Source organism: Victivallis sp. Marseille-Q1083, from assembly GCF_903645315.1.
Classification (GTDB): domain Bacteria; phylum Verrucomicrobiota; class Lentisphaeria; order Victivallales; family Victivallaceae; genus UMGS1518.
Genome location: NZ_CAHJXL010000001.1, coordinates 3,819,880 through 3,838,361 on the forward strand (window position 1 = coordinate 3,819,880; position 18,482 = coordinate 3,838,361).

The following is an 18,482-nucleotide window of genomic DNA, read 5'->3' on the forward strand; positions in this document are numbered from 1 at the left end:
CTGCGCCTAGTTGTGAAAATCAGTTTCCACACTCCGGTTCAACGGTTCGTCATCGCTCAAGAGCTGAAGCCGCGGACCGGTTCCCACGCTGTCGTTGGCAAGCGTCAGCACAATGCCGCGGGCGTAGGAGTTGTTGTTGATTTCGTAGCGGGCACGGGTTCGCAGAATGCGGCGCACGTCGGAACTTGCCTCGGCGTCGGCGCTCAGGAATTCGGCACTGCTCCAATGGCGCGCATTGTCGGGGTTGGTTGACGCGGCATCAAAGCGACCGCGCACAAACTTCAGAGGAGCGCGGGGCGCCTTGGGGCGGAAAATCGCCGGCAGGAAGTTTTTCATTGTGCGCCTCCTGCGTGCATTTTGCTGATCTTCACGCCCAAGCCCCGCCGCGTCGCCTGCTTTGCCGAAATGTAGCGGTCAAGCGCGATCTGGTCTTTCAGCGTATGCTGTTCGATCTTTTGGTTGTCAATTTCGGCGGACTTGGGCGAATCGCCTTTGGCTTTCAATTTCTCCGTATCGTCGTTCATCTCTTTTTCTCCTGAAATGTTCTGCCTAGTACATTCACGAGAATCGGGCATTTCATCGTAATTTTTCCGACTTTTTTTCAACTTTTTTCTTCTGGAGCTCGGAAAGGCGGATTTTTGCGCGCGGCGCACTCCACGGCGTATCGGTTCCCGGCAGGACTGCGCCCGACATGGAGCCAGCCACAGCACAGCCGACAATACCGTCAAACCAGTGATTGTCGTTGGATTCGGGGCGAAGTTTCCACTCGTCCACGCTTCGCCCGCGCCCCTCGGTGCGGACGCGGTATTCGCTGGTCATGTGCTCGGCAAACAGCAGATGCCGCTCCGGTTCGCGCCCCCACAAACTCAAACAGCCGCGGTCGCCCATTGAAACCATGAAGCGGGCGTGAATGAAGGTTTTCCAGTAATTCGCGTCGAAAACCACATGCCGCACCCCACACCTGCCAGCCACATTGGGAATGCGCCAGTTGTGCCCGACGCGGTCGCCGGCGGTCTTCTTGTATTCGCTCATCGGTTTGGAGCTTGCCCCGATGTAGCGCCCATGGCTCGGAATCACGATTCCGGCAAAGGGCGACTGGCGGCAGAACTGGTAAACCACCTCGGTGCTGGCACCCCAGTTGGCGTCGATCAGGCACTTGGAAATCTTCATTGCCGCGCCGTCGTCGCGCCGGAACTCCATGGCAAGATACTGACTGGTCAGCGCCTCCAAGCCGGAATAAATCGCCCCCTCCAAACCGGCGCGCGGGAATGTGCTTTGAAGCATCGGAGTGGCATCCGCAAGCGAGAAATAGCGCCGTCGCTGATCGGGATACGCGCCGTAATCGACCACATAGCCGGTAAAATCATCCTCCCACGCGCAGACGGTGTAAAACAACAGCACTTTCTGAATGTCGATGAACATGGTCAAGTGATTACAGCCGACGGGGATTTCATGTGTTTTGCGCCCGTTGAGTTTGTGGATCACCAGATCAATGGAGAGCTGTTCTTCGCTTCCCAAATTCTCCGGCAATGGCTCATTCTGGTATTTGCTCCAGAACGCCACTTCATCCTGCAGGTTGAGGTTCATCGCGTGTTGGACGGCGGAGATTTCATCGTGGTTGAAGCGCTCCTCCCACGCGACAAGGGCGCCGGTATCCATCGCTTCGCGGTGGGCGGCGTAGAAGTCCGTCGCCGCCTGGATATTCCCCTCGGTACGCAGAGATTCGGCGCGGATTTCTGCATATTCCTCCCAAAGTTTGGTGTTCTTCGGGAGCTCGTAAAGCATCTGGGTGCGTTCGCCGTTCCATTCGGGGTATTTTTCTTTGGAGAGAATCTGCTCCGCCATATCACCGGGTCGGATAATGGTACACGGCATGATGCCCGATATTTTTTCACCGGGTCCGGAAAGACCAAGGATGTCGCCGGCAAGCACACGGACACGCTTGCGGGTCTGCTCCAAACTGCCGGCGCTTTCACTCGTCTGCGGGTCGTCGATAATGACCAAACTGGGGCGGATGGTACGCCCGTCCTGCTTTTTGAACTTCATTCCGCGGATTCGCCCCGTGATGCCGGAAACCCGCACTACCGCGCCGGACGCACGGCTTCCGGCGATGGTCGGCAGGACAATCTCGCCAGACGTCCACGAAATGCGGGTGCGTTCGCCCTTGTAGAGCTGACCGGCGCACCGGTTGGCAATCCCTTCCAGCGCTTTGATGGGGTAGATGACTTCAGGAAAATCCTGTTCCAATAGTTCGTTGACTTCGAGTTCGGTTTTGATTGAGTCGAGCATTTCCAGTGCTGCCGATTCCGTCGCCCCGATCAGGGTCACAAACTCGCGGTGCCCGTAAAGCATCGCCCACAAACACGCCGCTTCCGCGAGCGTCGATTTACCCGAACCGCGAGGCATGGCAAGCGCGAACAATCCACCCTGCAGAACCGCGGTTTCAATTTTCCCAATCGCTTTCAGGTGATCCGGCGACCAGGAGAGATGAAAGACTTCGGGAAAATAGGATTCGCAGAAAAAGCGGAAATTTTTCTCGCCCGCCGCTTTGCGTTCACCATTCGCCACGTCCGGCAGAGCGCCGATGTCGCGCCCGCTTACGGACTGTTCCGCCTGTCGCGCCCGTTCCGCTTCACGGCGTTCATCGTAGGAGCGTGCGCCGGCAGTCACTGCTGGAGCGTGCAGTTCGTCGCAAAGATGCGCGATGTATTTCAAAAGATTGATGTTGCGCGGATTGTCGGTGGCGGCAATGCGGCATCCGGCGCGGTTGAAGTCGCGGTAAAGCTGTCCCTGCGACAGCACAAAGCCGTAATCGGTGGAGTTCAACAGCCGCGCCACATCCACCACGCGCATACTACTCGGATTGATTGGCATCTCCGCCTCCATTCTGCTTCGCCAGCCACGCGGCGTATTGGATCAAATTGAAGGTACCGTCGGGATTCTGCGGCGCGCCGGCTTCCACGTCGGCGGCAAGGACGCCGTCGGAAATGGTGCGCGACCCCGCCTGCGTCAGCAGAAGAATGAGCTTTTCGCGCGGAAGCGCGGTCAGCTTCAAAGAATCTTCCATATATAATTCCTTTATCTTGAATAGTTTGGTGGATTAGTGAAAACTCCATGCTTATGTATGGCTAACCTCAACGAAAGGAGCCTGTTATGTGTGAAGAAAGCATCTGTGTCGGAGCTGTCGCCGAAGTAAAAATCGGACGACACCTCGTTACCGTCGAAGTTACCGAGATCCTCGAACACGGTTGGCGCGTCCGAAGCCAGTCCAGCGGCAAAGAGTTTGAAGTCAGCCGGATCGACCGGATTGTGAGCGAGCCGGAAAATCCCGCGCCGGAGTGCCGCACGCCCAAGAAGAAACTGTCGCTCTTTGAAGCGTGCATCGCCTATTTCCGCACCCAGCCGCGCGACCGCGTGCTCTTTCCCATCTGCTGCAAAAGTATATGAATCTCCTGATGGGGCCGCTGCTGATTCTGGTCGCAATGGTACTTCGGCGGCTCTCTTCTTCGGGAGCCTGCTCCCGCTGGCGATCAAGTTCAACTCCGGGCTGTTGCTGCCCGCGATCTACGGAACGGCAACCGGTTTGCCGGTTTTGTTCTTTGCTTTTCTGCTGGCATTTGGAGTCAATCAGCTTGGCAGGACATATCACCGGCTGGCCATGTTCGAACTCTGGGCTCAGCGGATTACCGGAATCATATTCCTGCTGATCGGACTTTACTTCACGTGTACTGTAACCATGGGGATTGCGATATGAGTTGCGCCAATGTCAAAGAATGCGCCTGTCCGAAGAAGAGTTGTCCGAATCATGGCGTCTGTTGCCGCTGTGTCGTCAAGCACCGGACAACGGACAGCCTGCCGTATTGCCTCTTTCTGGATAACGAGGGCGATAAGAGCGTCCGGAACTATTACCGCAAGCGAAAGAGCGATTCGAAGACGAAGAATGAAGAGGCGTTTGCCGGTAAATAGGACTGGATCGTTGTAATTATCACGTCGGAAAGTCGTTTCAGGCAAAGAAAGTGAAAAGCAGCCTTGCCGGTCAACCATCGACCGGCAGGTTGCTTCTTACCAAAATAATATTCGCCTGAAACAGATTGATCTGCGCGACAGCAGAAAGAATAGCCGGACAAGCATCCGGTACACGCTTGACTTATTGCTTTCAGGTGGTTATAGTATCAATAAGCCGTGTTGCCACGGCTGTGCTGTTTCCCGATATACCGTATTCTTTTCATCAAGTGTATCCCTAAAACCCGCCAAGTTGAAAGTACATTTGACCCAGTCAATAAGGCTGTTGAAAAGAACGCCGGTAGTCGATTTGTGTCTTCACATCTTCGACTTCCGGACGCTTCTTTTTACACTTATTGACGGGTTCTTGGCGGGACCTTAGGGATTGTAACTGGAAGCGTCCTCTTTTTTTGTGGCGCTTCCCAACCAAGGAGGTCGCCCATGCCATATCCGAACTCACCCTCTCCACTGCCCAACGTGCCGCACCGGAACTGCCACTGCCACAGGGGTACTGTTCCATATAATCCTTGGCATATAAACCACTAATACCACAGAGGAGAGCAGAAATCATGGGAGCATTCTTTGATCAGGACCTGAGTCCGGTACTCAGGATGGCGGACAACCAAGACCTTGAATTCCTGGTGAATTTACTCCAAAAGCAACTCACGAGTACCCTGGGGGCGTATGAGGCTTATAAGAAACACCACCCGAACCACCGGATGTATGCGGATGCCATCGCTGCGGAGCTCTGCGAGTTCGGCGGCAACAGCTTCGCGAATCTCTACCGAGGCCAGGGACCGGCCTATCAGTCCATTGTCTGCGACGTTGCGGCGAAGTTGAAAGTTCCCTACAACAAGAAACAGTCCGCAGAGATGATAGAAGATTCCATTCTCCGCGTGGTGCTGGAGAAAGCCTTGGAGCGAATGAGCGATGAAGAGAAACGCGAACTATTAAAAGCATCAGGCGGTACATTTCATTTCTCCGCGAAGGGGGCGGCACTGACTGCGGCGGTAATAGCTCTGTTCCGCGCAGGCGGTTTCAAGTCGTATCAGATCACGGTGATTCTGGTTTCTGCTATCGCAAAAGCCATCCTGGGACATGGCTTGGCGTTTGGCACCATGGCTACAATCACCTATGCGGCTTCTATTATGGTGGGACCGGTGGGCTGGGCGCTGACTGGAATTTGGACTGCTGTAGACATTGCCGGTCCCGCCTATCGGGTTACAACGCCAGCCGTCCTGTATGTGGCAATGCTGCGTAAGAAGATCGCCTTTGAATCCGGAAAAGGCGAGAAGGAATGCATACAGTCTGATGATGATCTGATCTTCTTCAGAAAGAATCTTGTCAGAACGCTGGACAAGTATGGAATCTTCGTACTGGACCCCTTTCGGCCGTTCGTGAATCGTTCCTATTGGGAGGAGATCGTGAGAAAACTTGCGAAATGCGATCTGACCCCGGATGAACAGCGCTTGGTGGCGATCATCCGCAAGCAGTTACCTCCTCTGCCAAGCCAGGAAGACGATAGAGAAAGAGAATCAGACTGAGTGATCTGAGGAGGACGGAATGCCTCTCCGTCCTCACGTACGCCAAGTTCGGCCGCATATCCGGAACAGCTTAACGCGCCGAAGTAAGCATCTGGTTTTAAATAGCTCTTCCGGTACCATGATCGCACGGGATGGAGACCTCTGAGGCTGCCTGTTTACCGGGAAGCTATACAGGGATATGGAAGGCCCCAAACGGCATTAGCCTTATCTCCCGTTAGCAAAAAACAAATGGAATATCGAGCAAATGACGTTCGAAGAAGTACAACAAGAGGGAGTATCATGGATACATTCAAAGAGAAGCTGAATCTATTATGGGGAGAAGTTCTGGTTCCGGTCTACTTGGGAGAGATCGAACAAGTAGCGGTTGCATTCCGTAACGGTGACTTTGATCACCTCACCTCCCGTCCGGATAATGATCTCATGACTGAGCTGGTTTACATCTTCACCGCTGAACCGGAATGGCTCCAATCATTCACACATTGGGACTGGTTTGAGGCAAGAGACTGGGCGCAGCTTTTAAGCAAGCAACCGCAGTACGCGTCAAGGTTTGATAAATGGAATGAGTTGGAGCCTCATGATTGGGTTGTTCTTCTATCTGATCAACCGCAGTACGCGTCAAGGTTTGATAAATGGAATGAGCTGTTCAGTAGTGATTGGACTGAGCTTCTATGTAATCAACCGCAGTTCGCTTCAAGGTTTGATAAATGGAATGAGTTGAACAGTAGTGATTGGGTTGAGCTTTTGGGAAGGCAGCCGCAATTTGCAGATAAGGTTTCCGACTGGAAGGGACTGAGTTCTTTCTGGCATCTCATTGTTTCGGAACAGCCGCAACTATATCCTTATTTTGACCAGAGGGTAATGAAGTTACTACTGGGATGGGCTTGGGGGTTTGTGTTACAACAGCAACCTCAGTTGGAACCCCATTGCCCATGGGAGTTGTTCACAGAAAGCGATTGGAATAATTTTACCGACAAATGCTCGCTTTTTGTGGAGAAACTCAAGTTGGAGGTACTGCACGCAGAAGCCTGGAGTAAGCTGTTACCCGAACACCCGGAGCTTGCCGATCGTTGTTACTTGTGGGATGAGTTCTCGATCTCCTATTGGAGCTCCCTCATGGCTGCACAGCCACAATTCATTTCGAAGTATGAAGAATATCATAAATGGAGTGAATTGAGCGGCAGTGACTGGGCGAGGGTTCTGAGTAGCCAACCTACCTTGAGCGGGGAGTGTGACAAGGTAAACGGGTGGTTGAAGATGAATGGGCGAAATTGGAGCAATCTTTTGATACACCAACCTCAGTTCTCTCCCCGATGTGACAAGTGGCACGAGTTGAATGGGATAAACTGGGCTTCGTTACTTCATTACCAGCCTCAGTTTGCGGAGAAGCGCCCACCGGAAAACACGGAAAGTATCGCTGAGTATCTCCGAACGATGCCATACGAGAAAGTACCTCGTCCTGGCCGTTCGGAACGCCTCACGCGCATCTTGGGACGCATTGAGAATGAGAAAGAGGATGCCAAGCCGGAGCAGGACTGCGAGTGATTTCCATGACAGCCGGTTTAGGTTGAGATTTGCGTCGGCTTGCTGCTCAAGAAGCCCATGTGGGGAATATTCCCATACCTGATCATGTGTGTCTGCTGTATCTACTGGTTCCTGACAGCCAAATGAAAGGATGAGGCGTGAGCAGGAAAAGAAACCTGGTAACTTGTCGTATCAGATGATGATTCCGGTTCAACCTTCCATGCAATAATAAATGAGTGAAGATATACAACTGAGTCCGGAGCAGGAGAAGGCTTTACGCCTGATGCTTTCCGGCAAGAATGTCTTTTTGACCGGGGAGGCCGGAACCGGGAAATCCACTATCCTGCGGGAATTCCGGGAGCGATGTACCCGCGAGTGCGTCTTTCTTGCTCCGACCGGTATTGCCGCCATCAATGTAGGAGGTGCTACCTTACACAGTTTCTTCCTGCTGAAACCGGGATTGATGACCCCGGATTCCATAGAAGAAGTCGGCAGCAAGTCGCACCGGGCGCTGATCCGTAAGGTCAAGACCATTGTGATCGACGAGGTTTCGATGGTACGAAGCGATATCTTTGCCGCGATTGATTTTCGTCTTCGCTCTTTGGCCCGTGGCGGCAGTCAGCAGAAACCGTTCGGCGGGAAACAACTCATACTGGTCGGCGACTTCTTCCAGCTGCCGCCTGTGGTAAAGACGGAAACGGAAGATTCCTATCTGAATCACGAATTAGGTGGGTATTATGCGTTCCAGACCGCTTTGTGGCGACAGGCGAACTTCCACAATATCTTCCTGAAGACGGTACACCGTCAGCAGAACGACAATCTTTTTCTTTTAATCCTGAATCATATCCGGCACGGCGAACTGGAATCCCCGGATATTCATTTGGACGGTTCGACCGATGGAATGAATGTCTTGGAAGCATTGACGAAGCTCTGTGCCAATCAGCCGCCGCTGGAACCGGAACCTGTCTATCTTTGCACCACCAATCGGGAAGCGCAGACCTTGAACATGGTTCAGAAGAGTCTGCTTACCGGTGAGAACTTCATCTTCCGGGCGGTGGTCACCGGGAAGTTTCAAGAACGGGATTATCCGACCTCTCCGCTTTTAGAGCTCAAGATAGGAGCACGGGTGATGGTGCTCAACAACAAACGTACCCCGGACGGCGAATTTGAATATGTGAATGGTGAAGTGGGGGTGGTTGAAGGGATCACGCAGACCTCGACTCCTGCCGTGCAAGTCTTTCTGGATAACGGAAAACATGTGTCGATCCAGCCGACTCAATGGACTAATATGGAGTATGAGCTGGAAACGGATCGGATCAGCGGAAAAGAGGTGATCCGGCAAAAGGAGGTTGGAACTTTCGTCCAGCTTCCTTTGAAGCTCGCTTACGCGATCACAGTGCATAAGTCCCAGGGCCTGAGTTTGGAACGGGTTGCTTTGAAGCTCGGAAGCGGCTGCTTTTCTCACGGACAGCTCTACACCGCGCTCTCCCGCTGCCGCAGCATCAGAAACCTGCGGATTGACCGCCGGCTCTACGCGGAAGATGTCATTCTTGATCCGGCGGTCATTGATTTTTACAGGCAACTGGAAAAGCCGGAGCCGGAACGCAAAGAGATCACGCTGACGATTCCGAAGGAGCATGAAGCCGCTGTCATGGCGCTGTTGGCGCAACTTCAAGGAAAAACGCTCCCGTCTGCAAAGGCTCCCGCTCTGCCGGAGTTTCCGCTTTTCTCCGCTTCAGTCGAAGAAGAGCAAAGGATCACCTCACACTCGGATATTGACAAGTTGCTGATTGTCTACCGAAATCAGACCGGAGAGGAAAGATCCGATGGAAAGACAAACCGCAAGAATGGAACCGGCTTCAATAAAGCAGATGCGCCGACCCTTTCCGGGCTGGCAGAACAATATTTGTCCAACGGTTTCCTGACGCAATCAGAACTGAAGGAGGTCGGCAGGAGGATTGCGAAATACAAAAAGCAATGGGAACCCATGACTGAAGATCGACAGGATTATCTGTTTTAAGGGCTCTGGAATCAGGAAACCGATTTGCCGGGTCAAGGGCATTATCCTTCAGGCAAGCGTTGCCGCCTGCGAACACATGGACAAAGATGCCGGTGCGGCCTGTTCAAGAGATTGCAGTCTGGTTTCACTCTGCCGATACCATTCCGTTCATCCATCAACGCCAGAATCCGGTCAGGACGCGACAATGACTACCGGCTTTTCAATGAATAAGAGACCGTCGCCCCTGTTGGTGATGGTGTCGTAAAGCTTATGCCGGAGATCGGGGCCATTCACGGCCCCGCTCTCCGGTAATCATCATGGTACAGACCCAGAGCTTTCCTTACGGAAGATAGCCGGGAGCGGACTTCAGAAACAATCAACTCCATACATAAAGGAAGGGTTATGCTCCAACCGCCGATATTCCCCATGACAGCCAGGCTTCCGCAAGCCGGGAATGCCCTGTTTTGATGCCTCCAAGCCGGGTATATTGACAGGCTTCCAAAGTGCTGATGTTCCTTGTTCATGTCGCGGGGTGGAGCAGTGGCAGCTCGTCAGGCTCAGAATCGGGCTTGACTTTAGAAGCGTTCCCCGCTATATTTGATTACACTTTGATTACACTTTCCAGTGTTCAAAGGCTCCGAAACCCCGTCATCCGGACGGGGACGGACAGGATCAGCAAGAAGCAGAACAAAAGCTCCAGCAAGGACTATTGAGCTGTAATCACTTCGTAATCAAGACAAAAATAAAGCGGACTCAGCACTGAGTCCGCGGATTTCATTGGTAGCGGGGGTTGGAATCGAACCAACGGCCTTCAGGTTATGAGCCTGACGAGCTACCACTGCTCCACCCCGCAACATGGAATCGGTATAAAAATAGAATATACCAGCCTTGCGGGTTTTGTCAAGTATGAATTACCGGTTTCTGGCAGAATTATGAGGATTTGAGGGCGGTTGCTTGACAAGGACTGGCTGGCGAAATCTGAATTTTTCATGGACGGTCCGTTGTAATTGGCTGAAAACAAAGCAATATTGATGCGATACGGCAGTGGGAGTGCGAAAAGAATTGCTTTTTGAAAAAATATTGATACGGAACGTGAGGTGGCTTGAATGGAACGACTGAAGACGGAAAGATTATTTTTGCGAGGATTCCGGAAGAATGATTTGGCGGATCTTTATGCTTATGCCAAAAATCCGCACGTCGGTCCGGCGGCCGGCTGGAAGCCGCATGCCGATATTACCGAATCGGCCAAGTGGCTGAAAGAATTTATCGACAAGCAGGAGGTGTGGGCGATTGTCGAAAAGATATCCGGCAAAGTAATCGGTTCGATCGGACTCCATGCCGACCGGAAGCGGAACAATGAACGGGCGGGGATGCTTGGCTATGTGTTGGATGAACCGTATTGGGGCAGGGGGCTGGCGACCGAAGCCGCCCGAAAAGTGATTGAATATGCTTTTCGGGTACGGCATTACGAACTATTGTCGATCTACCACTATCCGTTTAATCGCCGTTCCGCCAGAGTGATCGAAAAATGCGGTTTTCATTACGAAGGAACCTTGCGGCAGGCCAGCCAATTGTACAGTGGTCTCATCCATGATGATGTTTGTTATTCGATGACCCGGACAGAATACGACGCCCGCTTTGTTCCCGGTGAGTGACAGCGGGAATGCAAGGCGGAAAATGGTTTTGCTCCGACGAAGCGGAGCGATCAGCGTTGCGGGGAACCGTTTGCCGGGTATCAGGAGACAACTTTGTCCAAGTACTGGATGACGGCCAGTGCAACGCCTTTGCTGGAGTGCGGGTTCTGGCCGGTGATCAGCGCGTCGTCGGTAACGACATGGGAACGGCCGGGCAGTTCGCTGCTGTAGACGATTCCCGCCGCCCGCAACCGGTCTTCCAGTGAAAAGGGGACGAGCTTATCCAGTTTGACCAATTGTTCTTCGTAATTGGAGAAACAGGTGGCCTTGCAGCCGGCAAATAATTTGGTATTTTCACCGAAAGCAGCCGGACCGTGGCAGACGGCGGCAACCAATTTCTTTTCGGTGATGAATTCCCGCAGCAGGCGAGCGTTTTCGGCATCCTCTGCTAAGTCCCACAGCGGACCGTGACCACCGGGATAAAAAACGGCGTCGAATTCTTCCGCTTTTAAGTCCGCCAATGGTAGCGTATTGTGCAGCATGCGCTGATTTTCGCCGGCGCAACGCCGGTTGTATTCATTTTTATCGCTGTTTTTCAGACTGGACGGATCAAGGGGAATCGCGCCGCCGCGCGGGGAGGCTACCGTGATAGCGTAACCATGATCGAACCACAGATAGTAGGGAATCGTGAATTCCTCCAGCCACATGCCGGTCTTATGGCCGGAATTGCCCATCCGGTCGTTATTGGTGGCGACGATGAGAATTTTTTTCATTTTTACAACTCCTCTGCTTTGATGAATCATTCTTGTGGATAAACGCAACTTGATCTCTTCTTGGTTATTACCTTAGTTCAAAACCGCGTGTTTGTCAAATGCGCAGCAGTGAATCTGCTTTAAATCGATATGCCGAGCAAGGAGCCGAGGCGGTGCTCATCCCCTGCGCCGCTGCTGATTCCGGCGAAAATCGTTCCGAACCATGCCAGGCAGAAAATGGAAATAATGAAAGTTTCCGGTCTCCGGGTTGCGGTTCGGCAATAACAGGACAGCAACCCGGAGGCTTGCTGCGGTTGGGTGGGTGAAGGATTGTGTGTTGCCGCGTTGGAACAAAATCAACTTCAGCCTGAGCCAGCTTTTCGCATTGATCTTGATTGAGTTTCATCCCGATGGTATAGTATTATATCATAATATTTGACCATGCTTGATTGTGCAACATCGGCATAGATCTTATACGAGGAAAAGGAGATGCGAGTATTGGTAATATTCTTGGCTTTTAAAAAAACTACTCGAATTTGCCAGAAAAGAACAGAATCTCACATCCGACGAATCACTGGAAGTCTATTTCTAGGATGAAGGAATCTTCGGACGCATGTCCAATCCGGTTCCCTGCTGGCGCCGCAAAAAATCCGCCCTCAATTACCTTCACAACGGATTCGTCAATACAGCTATGTTTATGCCGTCCTCTGCCCGAATACAGGAGACCTGTGTTCGCTGATCATGCCATATTCAAATACCGAAATGCACCCACCAGCCCAGCAACGACACCAGCGCCAATGCTCCGCACAACCAGTAGAGACGTTTCCCCGGCTTCATCGCGTCCGGATCCCGATGAATTTGTTGTTCTGATACACCAATTTTGTTGAGTTTTTCTTGACGCTATTAGCTATTATTTACTGACATCACGAATGTACAAATCAAATACCTCCGACCACTTGCCGACTTCTTCCCCGCTCTCCGTACGAATCCGCCAATAATAATCACCGGGAGGTAATTCCAAGCGAAACTGACGTTCCTGTCCTCGATATTCGTGTAATAACTCATGAAAATCCGCACTAGAAGAAATTTGAACATAGTAATTGCCATCTTCTGTTATATGACCATCCCAGTTGAACAAGGCAAAAAATTTGCTCTCTTTTTGCCAATTCAAAAAAATTCGAACTTCCTTCATTAACTCCCGTAACCGCGGAACAACCAATGGATTCTCCCGCCCCAATGAAGTTTCCTCCGGCAGATAGACAAACCAAGATAAAAGCGGCTGGGAAAGTGAACGAAAATCATGATCATACTTCAATTTTCGATTTAGAATAATACCAATACTTCTACCGGGTACATTTCCATCAGAAAATATTGTTTGAACTAAATGTTTCTGACGAAGAAAATTCTGTTTTGCCTCTTTCAGCTTATTGCTTGCAACAGCTTCTCTTATCATTACATCATCTTCGAATATTCCATTCTCCAAAGCCTGATGTTTGCTTACTGAAATAACTTTATCCATTAAATATGCACGATGCCCCCACTGAATATAATCTTCCAGATATTCACCCATACGGTCCCGACTGGAATACAACGCACATTCTTCCAGACAGTCATCTTGAAATGCTTCCGCAGCCCAGGGGGCGTCACACACCAGAACCTTACCTGTACTTTCCGGAGACAAAATATTTTGTTCGAGCTCTCCAAATACAACGACAGCTGTTTCTCCCGGCAACAATACGGTTTCCGGAGGAAATTCGTAACAATGCTCCTCACTATCCCACAACGTCCAGCCGCTGATATCGACCTCACTTTTGGCGGTATTCTGCAGCTCAACCATCATCGGACCGGCATCGAGAGTCGGCTTCAACGTAATCTCACTCAAACGCACACCTTCTCCCAATAAACAGCATGCGCAACAAAGGACAGTCAACAATCCAATCGTTATCTTCATTTTTCCACCTCATAGCCAACATAATCAGGATGATCCGTCAAATATACGGAAGTATTCCAGTAATCAGCTTTCGACCACTCGCTTACGCCGGACGCATTTTCATATCGCACCCGCCAGTAGAAGCAAACCGGAGCAGTTTTAAAAATATATTCGGGAATATTAACTTTTTCCTCTTTCATTATTTTTTTAAATAATGGATCCTCTGCCACTTGTAAACGGAAGAAACCATCATCTTTCAATTTAAATGCACCATATTTCCACCTCAGAGGAATCGTAATTCTCACATGATCTAATTCTGATGGTGAAACTAAAACACTTTGTCCTTTAAAAGAATTAACAGATAGAGGACGGGGAATTGGATTAGTCTCCCCGATACTCTGGTCATCTTCCGAAGTCATATACCAATTTGAATATTCCCCAGTTTTCCGGTTACGATAACGCGCCAGATTACCGCCGACAAAGTATCCATGAAAGAGCATATTGAAACAATAAGGCTCTGGGGTATCGCTATTTTTGGCAATCCAACAGACCTTATCGATCAACTCCCCCAGCTGCCGGTCGGTACTCGAAGGCGAATATAACCGACAACTTTGTTCCGTCCAATTTCGAAACGCCTTCTCATAACCTTCCTGGGTACAATAAAGCCACAAGACCGTATCATTACCTTTTTCTTCTTCCGGAAAGCCGAAAACCACTACAGCCAGCCCGTTCCCGGCTATCACTGACGATGCCGGAAATTCGTAGATGAAGTCGTTTTGATCTACCAGAAGATAACCGGCCAGATCAACAGGGGCGGAAGAAGTATTTTCCAATTCAATCATCACCGGACGTTCTCCTCGCGGGAAGAAGACAACTTCACTCAGATGAATATCACCCGCTGAGGCATAAAAAATCGCCGGCAACCAAATGGCGGTCAGCAATTTTACGAAGAACGGCTGTTTTATTACCATATTTCTCCCTTTCCCGGCATGAGCTGCCGCCCGGGAATTTCCCGAACGGCTAAGACAATGAATTATCGATTGTTTTTTATATATTATATTTCACAGAAGTCTGGTTTTTTTAGTATTTGAAAGGCTGAAAATTATTCCGGGACGGCTTTTGGCAAGGAGTCAGCAGATTGACCCTGAAGGGTTGCGGATCGCTCCAGCGGCCTTCTCGGCCGGGTGAAATTTCACGCACCCGGTAATAGTATTTCCCATTCGGCACCTCGGGATACCAAAGCCTCTTTTGAGTAATTTTTTCTACCTCCCAAGCAGAAAAATCCCGAGCTTTACTGAGCTGATATTGAAATTCGCCGGCCGGCTTCAATAAACCGAAGACAAAGATAGAGACTCGCCAGGCGCCTGCAGATTCGTCAAACTGACGCAGAACAATCAGATTCTTATTCAGAGTCCGTTTGCGCCCTTTCTGATAAATGCGATGTCCCCACTGGACATAATCCTCCAATATTGCCGAAGAACGCCCGGCGGCGGAATACAGGGCGCACTCCTCCAGAAAACGATCGGACAGCATCCCGGACGGCAGCTCCAGGGACAGCACTTCGCCGCCCGCCAGCATAACCCCGTCCGGAATGACCAGGGAGTGACCGCGGCCATCCCAAAGACTCCAGCCGGAAAGAGCCTGCTCCGTTTGGCTGAGGTTCTGAAATTCTACTTTTGCGGTTTCTCCTTTGACAAACGGAGCGATCGACAGTTCTCTGAAACGGGTTTCCGCACCAGACAACCAGCAAACGGCAAACATCAATAAAATACCATAAGTCCACTTCATGACTTCACTCTTTCTCCGATAAGTCTTCTACTTCCTGCCGATCGGTTATACGGACACTCCCGGGGGCGATAGTCCAACTGCCATTTATAAATTTCTCTCGGTCTCGAATTTTCAAAACATCATTATAAGCCGGATATGATATTTCATTTATGTAAGAAGTGCGACTTTCATCATATAAAAACTCACCTCGCGGTATCCATAATCATCCGTATCCGATTTTTGCATAAGCGACGGATTGCTTGCTTCGAGGTCGGCATTACAGCATTTTTAACCTTGCGTTTCCGGGAGTGGAAACGGATGGATATGCAGCAGCTTTCGTTTGGGAGACAATAGGAGGGCGAGAGCCAGCATGGTGGCCGGCAGATTGGCGAATAAGGCCAGATAACGAGTATAATTCAATGCGAGAGGAACATTGCCGCCGCTCCATTGGACAAGGTAAACCCATGAGATGCAGAACAAAATGGCGAAAAATAACAAAAACAACAAATAACGCCAGAAAAAAGCCAACCAGATTTTGACTCGGATACCCAGAAGAGCCGAACAGGATGTCGGTTGCAGCAAACCGATTGTTCCGCATGGATAACCGAACAGGAAATGACACCCTAAAAAAGAAGAGAGCATCATTGCGGTCATGCATAATAAAAACAGGACCGCCAGCAGCGGCAGGTACGGCAGTCCGGTACGCTGGAGCCAATTGACCAATAAGCCGTTGCCCAGCAATAAAAACGTCAGAGTGACACCGAATTTCCAGAAGAAGCTCCACCAGAGTTGGAGAAACAGCCGTATGCTCAGTTGTGTCTTGGGAATGGCGGTCATGAGAATCTCCTTCGATCAGTCTAATGTTTCCATGTCGAATGCCCCCTGTTTTTCTTAAAATAGCTGCCGTGAAAAAGAAGTCAAATGAATGATCTGGTTTTTATAAGTATAATCGGATGAGTTCAATGGAAAAATAGAAGTCGTTGCCGGATTGACCCTAAAAAATATCGTGACGATCATCTTGGCTTGATAGATCAATTTTGAAAACTGTTTTCGTCGATTTTTGAGAGTGAAAATTACTGCCTTAAGAAATTTGTAAAGGCACAAAAGCGTGTTATCGTATCATAGACAGAGCTGGGATATGGGTAAATTCGAACGGGGGTTGACCGGGTGGGAAAAGGATGGGGACTGCCGGGAAATGCGGGGCGGATGGACTTCGCAGCCGGGGAAACAATGGGGCAGGGAGTGCATCTTGGGAAATTCTAAATGAATTTTGAGATTATCGAAATCGATGCGGACGGACATCTGAATCGTCGCTTCGGCGTGGCCGGGCGCCGCATGCTGCAATTGGGGGCGGAGCCGGAACCATTCAAAGACGATGTTTTAGCCGATTGGATTTTCGTTACCGGCAAATTTCCGGAATGCGTGGTGTTTGAAGTGGTGCTGCCCGGGATATTGAAGGGAAGCAATTTGCGACAGGCCCTGCAGTTTGAATTGGAGGCTCGTTTGCCGGTCGCGCTGGACCGGGTGGAGTGGGGATATCGGAGTTTCAAAGGTGATGGCCGGCATTTCCGGTTGTTTGCAGTCGGCAAACGGGTGTTGGAAAATGCATATGCGGCGTTGCGGGAGCAGAATTGGCGTTGTGATTGTTTGATTCCGACCCAGGTAATCGCTGCTGAAGCGCAAGAGCCCGTCGAAGCGTTGCTGCAATATCTCAAAGAGGATTTTGACCGGCGTCAGTTGTCGTGGGCCGCCGAAGTGATTCCGCTGGATTTGAAGCCGGTCCGTTACCGCCGCAGCCAGAGGATTTACTGGCTGCTGTCGCTTTGTTTGCTCGGTTTGGCCTTCATTTTCCTGGGGGGCAAATATCAGGATTTTCGACAGAAGCGCCAGGTGCTGGATCAATTGGAACAAAATTTGAAACGCGAACTGACCGCAGCCCAGCGCCAATTCGGAGAATTGTCGGCAGAGCATGAGTTGCTGCAGACATTGAAAGAGAGTAAAATCGGTCTGGCGGTTATGGCTCCGGTGCTGAATGACTGGAAAGACGTATTGCCGGAAACGATGTGGGTGTCGAGCGTCAGCCAGAGCGATGGGGCTTTTGATCTGGTCATTGTTTCCGCCCAGGATGATCCTGCTTTGTATAAGAAGCTGGAAGCGTTGCCGAATTGCGATCTGATCAATGTGCGCAAAAGCAGCGGCGGCGACCAGCAGATGTTTTATTATGTGAAATTATGGAGCCGGCGGCCATGAAGGAAAAATACAAGATGCCGTTGCTGTTGATGCAAGCGGGAATCGGCGTGTTGTTTCTGAGCCTGGGCATCTGGGGTGTGACTGCCGTCGGCGCTCCATTGCCGTTCACTTCCGGAATCCTAGCTGCTCAGGAAACCCGCATCCGTAATCTTCAGGACCGCTTGTCCCGAACGGTGGAAGCCTCCCAGCAATTGGCGGATGAGTTGGCGCCGATGCGGTCATACCGGGGGATGGCGCTGGCGGCGGATGGCGCGGTGGCGGCGGCTTCATTGCGTGAACGGGCGGAAAAGAGTTTTGGCCGGAATAACTTGCGGGTTCGCTCGATGGGGGATGTGCGTTGTCAGGTGCTGAATGACCAGGTGGCGCTGTATGAATTGGATTTCACGGCCGAAGGCACAAGCATGGAGTTGATCGGGCTATTGGAGGATTTTTACCGCTCGGCTCCGCGTCTTTATTGGCGCAGCAGCACGATCAAGCCGGCCGGACAGTTGGAGTCGGACCTTTTGACCGTCACTGCGACGGTCGCCATGTTGAACTGGATTCCCGGGGCATCGGAGGAAGGGAAGGAACCATGAACCAACGCCGGTTGAAAGCTTTTTGGTTGCTGCTGGCGAGCGTCTCGCTGGTCTTGCTGACGGCGGCGGTATTGCTGTCCCGCCGCGCCTCGATCGAAACGAGCAGCGAATTGCCGGTCGGAACGGTGATTGCCGCCGGCGACGAGGAAATGGTGGCGGCGGTATCGCCGGAAATGTTTGCCGCCGGCAATATTTTTCATCCTTTGCGGGGCAAAGCGCCGCCGGCGGAAACGGCGGCGGCCGGTGCTCCGGCGGTGCTGCCGACCCAGGTGCTGAAATTGACCGGCATCTTCGGTTATGGTTCGCAGGCCGGAGCGATCATTACCGGTGTCTCCGGCGCACCGGATGCCAAACAGAAGCCGCCGACGGTATTTTACCTCGGCGATCAAGTCGGGGATTATACGTTGTTGGAACTGACGGATCGTCAGGCCATTTTGGAACGGAACGGGGAACGCCTGATTTTGCCGTTGAAGGAAAAGCAGCCTTGATGAAAAGGAGCGCGGGGGGG

Annotated in this window: 19 protein-coding genes and 1 tRNA gene; 10 read left to right on the forward strand and 10 right to left on the reverse strand. The window is 51.3% G+C overall.

Translation table 11 applies throughout. The features are described 5' to 3' along the window. Positions 1 to 6: 6 nt before the first annotated feature. Genes HWX74_RS15835 through HWX74_RS15850 form a run of 4 tightly spaced genes read right to left on the reverse strand, consistent with a single transcriptional unit; the run spans position 7 to position 3,067 of the window. On the reverse strand, positions 7 to 336 hold the full coding sequence (locus HWX74_RS15835) for a hypothetical protein (protein ID WP_176014463.1): 330 nt from the start codon (positions 334 to 336) through the stop codon (positions 7 to 9). Next, positions 333 to 524, reverse strand: coding sequence for a hypothetical protein (locus tag HWX74_RS15840; protein ID WP_176014464.1), 192 nt, complete (start codon positions 522 to 524; stop codon positions 333 to 335). The genes HWX74_RS15835 and HWX74_RS15840 overlap by 4 nt, the downstream gene beginning before the upstream one ends. 52 nt (positions 525 to 576) lie before the next feature. After that, positions 577 to 2,874 carry a terminase gpA endonuclease subunit gene (locus HWX74_RS15845; protein WP_176014465.1) on the reverse strand — a complete coding sequence of 766 codons (2,298 nt, stop codon included), beginning with the start codon at positions 2,872 to 2,874 and terminating at the stop codon, positions 577 to 579. Continuing rightward, positions 2,855 to 3,067 (reverse strand): hypothetical protein, encoded by a 213-nt coding sequence (locus tag HWX74_RS15850; protein WP_176014466.1) that lies wholly within the window; start codon positions 3,065 to 3,067, stop codon positions 2,855 to 2,857. Before HWX74_RS15850 ends, HWX74_RS15845 begins: the two co-directional genes overlap by 20 nt. 86 nt (positions 3,068 to 3,153) lie before the next feature. Between HWX74_RS15850 and HWX74_RS15855 the strand changes: the two genes are divergently transcribed. The 6 genes from HWX74_RS15855 (at position 3,154) to HWX74_RS15880 (ending at position 9,087) form a co-directional block, all read left to right on the forward strand. Continuing rightward, positions 3,154 to 3,447, forward strand: coding sequence for a hypothetical protein (locus HWX74_RS15855; protein WP_176014467.1), 294 nt, complete (start codon positions 3,154 to 3,156; stop codon positions 3,445 to 3,447). Continuing rightward, positions 3,371 to 3,754, forward strand: coding sequence for a hypothetical protein (locus HWX74_RS15860; protein ID WP_176014468.1), 384 nt, complete (start codon positions 3,371 to 3,373; stop codon positions 3,752 to 3,754). The genes HWX74_RS15855 and HWX74_RS15860 overlap by 77 nt, the downstream gene beginning before the upstream one ends. Next, on the forward strand, positions 3,751 to 3,966 hold the full coding sequence (locus HWX74_RS15865; protein WP_176014469.1) for a hypothetical protein: 216 nt from the start codon (positions 3,751 to 3,753) through the stop codon (positions 3,964 to 3,966). Before HWX74_RS15860 ends, HWX74_RS15865 begins: the two co-directional genes overlap by 4 nt. Positions 3,967 to 4,571: 605 nt before the next feature. Further along, complete coding sequence (locus HWX74_RS15870) at positions 4,572 to 5,546, forward strand: YaaW family protein (protein WP_176014470.1); 975 nt, start codon at positions 4,572 to 4,574, stop codon at positions 5,544 to 5,546. 279 nt (positions 5,547 to 5,825) lie between these two features. Continuing rightward, on the forward strand, positions 5,826 to 7,088 hold the full coding sequence (locus HWX74_RS15875; protein ID WP_176014471.1) for a hypothetical protein: 1,263 nt from the start codon (positions 5,826 to 5,828) through the stop codon (positions 7,086 to 7,088). A gap of 211 nt (positions 7,089 to 7,299) precedes the next feature. Beyond that, complete coding sequence (locus HWX74_RS15880) at positions 7,300 to 9,087, forward strand: ATP-dependent RecD-like DNA helicase (protein ID WP_176014472.1); 1,788 nt, start codon at positions 7,300 to 7,302, stop codon at positions 9,085 to 9,087. 757 nt (positions 9,088 to 9,844) lie between these two features. Here HWX74_RS15880 and HWX74_RS15885 read toward each other — a convergent pair. After that, positions 9,845 to 9,919, reverse strand: a tRNA-Met gene (locus HWX74_RS15885). Positions 9,920 to 10,172: 253 nt separating this feature from the next. On the opposite strand from HWX74_RS15885, the gene HWX74_RS15890 reads away from it, so the two are divergent. Beyond that, positions 10,173 to 10,721 carry a GNAT family N-acetyltransferase gene (locus HWX74_RS15890; RefSeq protein WP_176014473.1) on the forward strand — a complete coding sequence of 183 codons (549 nt, stop codon included), beginning with the start codon at positions 10,173 to 10,175 and terminating at the stop codon, positions 10,719 to 10,721. 80 nt (positions 10,722 to 10,801) lie between these two features. Here the strand turns inward: HWX74_RS15890 and HWX74_RS15895 are convergent, their stop codons facing one another. The 5 genes from HWX74_RS15895 to HWX74_RS15915 all read right to left on the reverse strand — a co-directional run bounded on the left by HWX74_RS15895 (position 10,802) and on the right by HWX74_RS15915 (position 15,986). Beyond that, entirely contained in the window at positions 10,802 to 11,473 is a 672-nt protein-coding gene (locus HWX74_RS15895; RefSeq protein WP_176014474.1) for a type 1 glutamine amidotransferase domain-containing protein, read from the reverse strand. 889 nt (positions 11,474 to 12,362) lie between these two features. After that, a complete protein-coding gene (locus HWX74_RS15900) occupies positions 12,363 to 13,403 on the reverse strand; it encodes a lamin tail domain-containing protein (RefSeq protein ID WP_176014475.1) in 1,041 nt (346 codons plus the stop codon). Then, positions 13,400 to 14,353, reverse strand: a complete 954-nt coding sequence (locus HWX74_RS15905) for a lamin tail domain-containing protein (RefSeq protein WP_176014476.1) — start codon at positions 14,351 to 14,353, stop codon at positions 13,400 to 13,402. Before HWX74_RS15905 ends, HWX74_RS15900 begins: the two co-directional genes overlap by 4 nt. 109 nt (positions 14,354 to 14,462) lie before the next feature. Then, complete coding sequence (locus HWX74_RS15910) at positions 14,463 to 15,170, reverse strand: lamin tail domain-containing protein (protein WP_176014477.1); 708 nt, start codon at positions 15,168 to 15,170, stop codon at positions 14,463 to 14,465. Between the two features lie 267 nt (positions 15,171 to 15,437). Then, the gene (locus HWX74_RS15915; protein WP_176014478.1) at positions 15,438 to 15,986 is read right to left on the reverse strand and encodes a hypothetical protein; all 549 of its coding nucleotides are present in this window, start codon (positions 15,984 to 15,986) and stop codon (positions 15,438 to 15,440) included. A 426-nt stretch (positions 15,987 to 16,412) separates the two neighbouring features. Here HWX74_RS15915 and HWX74_RS15920 point away from each other — a divergent pair, with 426 nt between their 5' ends. The 3 genes from HWX74_RS15920 to HWX74_RS15930 are packed head-to-tail and all read left to right on the forward strand — an operon-like array spanning position 16,413 to position 18,462. Further along, positions 16,413 to 17,399: a hypothetical protein gene (locus HWX74_RS15920; RefSeq protein WP_176014479.1), complete on the forward strand. Its 987-nt coding sequence runs from the start codon at positions 16,413 to 16,415 to the stop codon at positions 17,397 to 17,399. Beyond that, positions 17,396 to 17,974 carry a hypothetical protein gene (locus tag HWX74_RS15925; RefSeq protein WP_176014480.1) on the forward strand — a complete coding sequence of 193 codons (579 nt, stop codon included), beginning with the start codon at positions 17,396 to 17,398 and terminating at the stop codon, positions 17,972 to 17,974. The genes HWX74_RS15920 and HWX74_RS15925 overlap by 4 nt, the downstream gene beginning before the upstream one ends. Next, the gene (locus HWX74_RS15930) at positions 17,971 to 18,462 is read left to right on the forward strand and encodes a hypothetical protein (RefSeq protein ID WP_176014481.1); all 492 of its coding nucleotides are present in this window, start codon (positions 17,971 to 17,973) and stop codon (positions 18,460 to 18,462) included. Before HWX74_RS15925 ends, HWX74_RS15930 begins: the two co-directional genes overlap by 4 nt. The last annotated feature ends 20 nt before the right edge of the window (positions 18,463 to 18,482 follow it).

What these genes read in the sequence shown, in the direction of transcription:
- HWX74_RS15895 (WP_176014474.1), bottom strand. Translation starts at nt 11,473, where the DNA reads ATGAAAAAAATTCTCATCGTCGCCACCAATAACGACCGGATGGGCAAT.
- HWX74_RS15905 (WP_176014476.1), bottom strand. Translation starts at nt 14,353, where the DNA reads ATGGTAATAAAACAGCCGTTCTTCGTAAAATTGCTGACCGCCATTTGG.
- HWX74_RS15880 (WP_176014472.1), top strand. Translation starts at nt 7,300, where the DNA reads ATGAGTGAAGATATACAACTGAGTCCGGAGCAGGAGAAGGCTTTACGC.
- HWX74_RS15855 (WP_176014467.1), top strand. Translation starts at nt 3,154, where the DNA reads ATGTGTGAAGAAAGCATCTGTGTCGGAGCTGTCGCCGAAGTAAAAATC.
- HWX74_RS15910 (WP_176014477.1), bottom strand. Translation starts at nt 15,170, where the DNA reads ATGAAGTGGACTTATGGTATTTTATTGATGTTTGCCGTTTGCTGGTTG.
- HWX74_RS15900 (WP_176014475.1), bottom strand. Translation starts at nt 13,403, where the DNA reads ATGAAGATAACGATTGGATTGTTGACTGTCCTTTGTTGCGCATGCTGT.
- HWX74_RS15845 (WP_176014465.1), bottom strand. Translation starts at nt 2,874, where the DNA reads ATGCCAATCAATCCGAGTAGTATGCGCGTGGTGGATGTGGCGCGGCTG.
- HWX74_RS15835 (WP_176014463.1), bottom strand. Translation starts at nt 336, where the DNA reads ATGAAAAACTTCCTGCCGGCGATTTTCCGCCCCAAGGCGCCCCGCGCT.
- HWX74_RS15865 (WP_176014469.1), top strand. Translation starts at nt 3,751, where the DNA reads ATGAGTTGCGCCAATGTCAAAGAATGCGCCTGTCCGAAGAAGAGTTGT.
- HWX74_RS15870 (WP_176014470.1), top strand. Translation starts at nt 4,572, where the DNA reads ATGGGAGCATTCTTTGATCAGGACCTGAGTCCGGTACTCAGGATGGCG.
- HWX74_RS15925 (WP_176014480.1), top strand. Translation starts at nt 17,396, where the DNA reads ATGAAGGAAAAATACAAGATGCCGTTGCTGTTGATGCAAGCGGGAATC.
- HWX74_RS15850 (WP_176014466.1), bottom strand. Translation starts at nt 3,067, where the DNA reads ATGGAAGATTCTTTGAAGCTGACCGCGCTTCCGCGCGAAAAGCTCATT.
- HWX74_RS15920 (WP_176014479.1), top strand. Translation starts at nt 16,413, where the DNA reads ATGAATTTTGAGATTATCGAAATCGATGCGGACGGACATCTGAATCGT.
- HWX74_RS15840 (WP_176014464.1), bottom strand. Translation starts at nt 524, where the DNA reads ATGAACGACGATACGGAGAAATTGAAAGCCAAAGGCGATTCGCCCAAG.
- HWX74_RS15875 (WP_176014471.1), top strand. Translation starts at nt 5,826, where the DNA reads ATGGATACATTCAAAGAGAAGCTGAATCTATTATGGGGAGAAGTTCTG.
- HWX74_RS15915 (WP_176014478.1), bottom strand. Translation starts at nt 15,986, where the DNA reads ATGACCGCCATTCCCAAGACACAACTGAGCATACGGCTGTTTCTCCAA.
- HWX74_RS15890 (WP_176014473.1), top strand. Translation starts at nt 10,173, where the DNA reads ATGGAACGACTGAAGACGGAAAGATTATTTTTGCGAGGATTCCGGAAG.
- HWX74_RS15930 (WP_176014481.1), top strand. Translation starts at nt 17,971, where the DNA reads ATGAACCAACGCCGGTTGAAAGCTTTTTGGTTGCTGCTGGCGAGCGTC.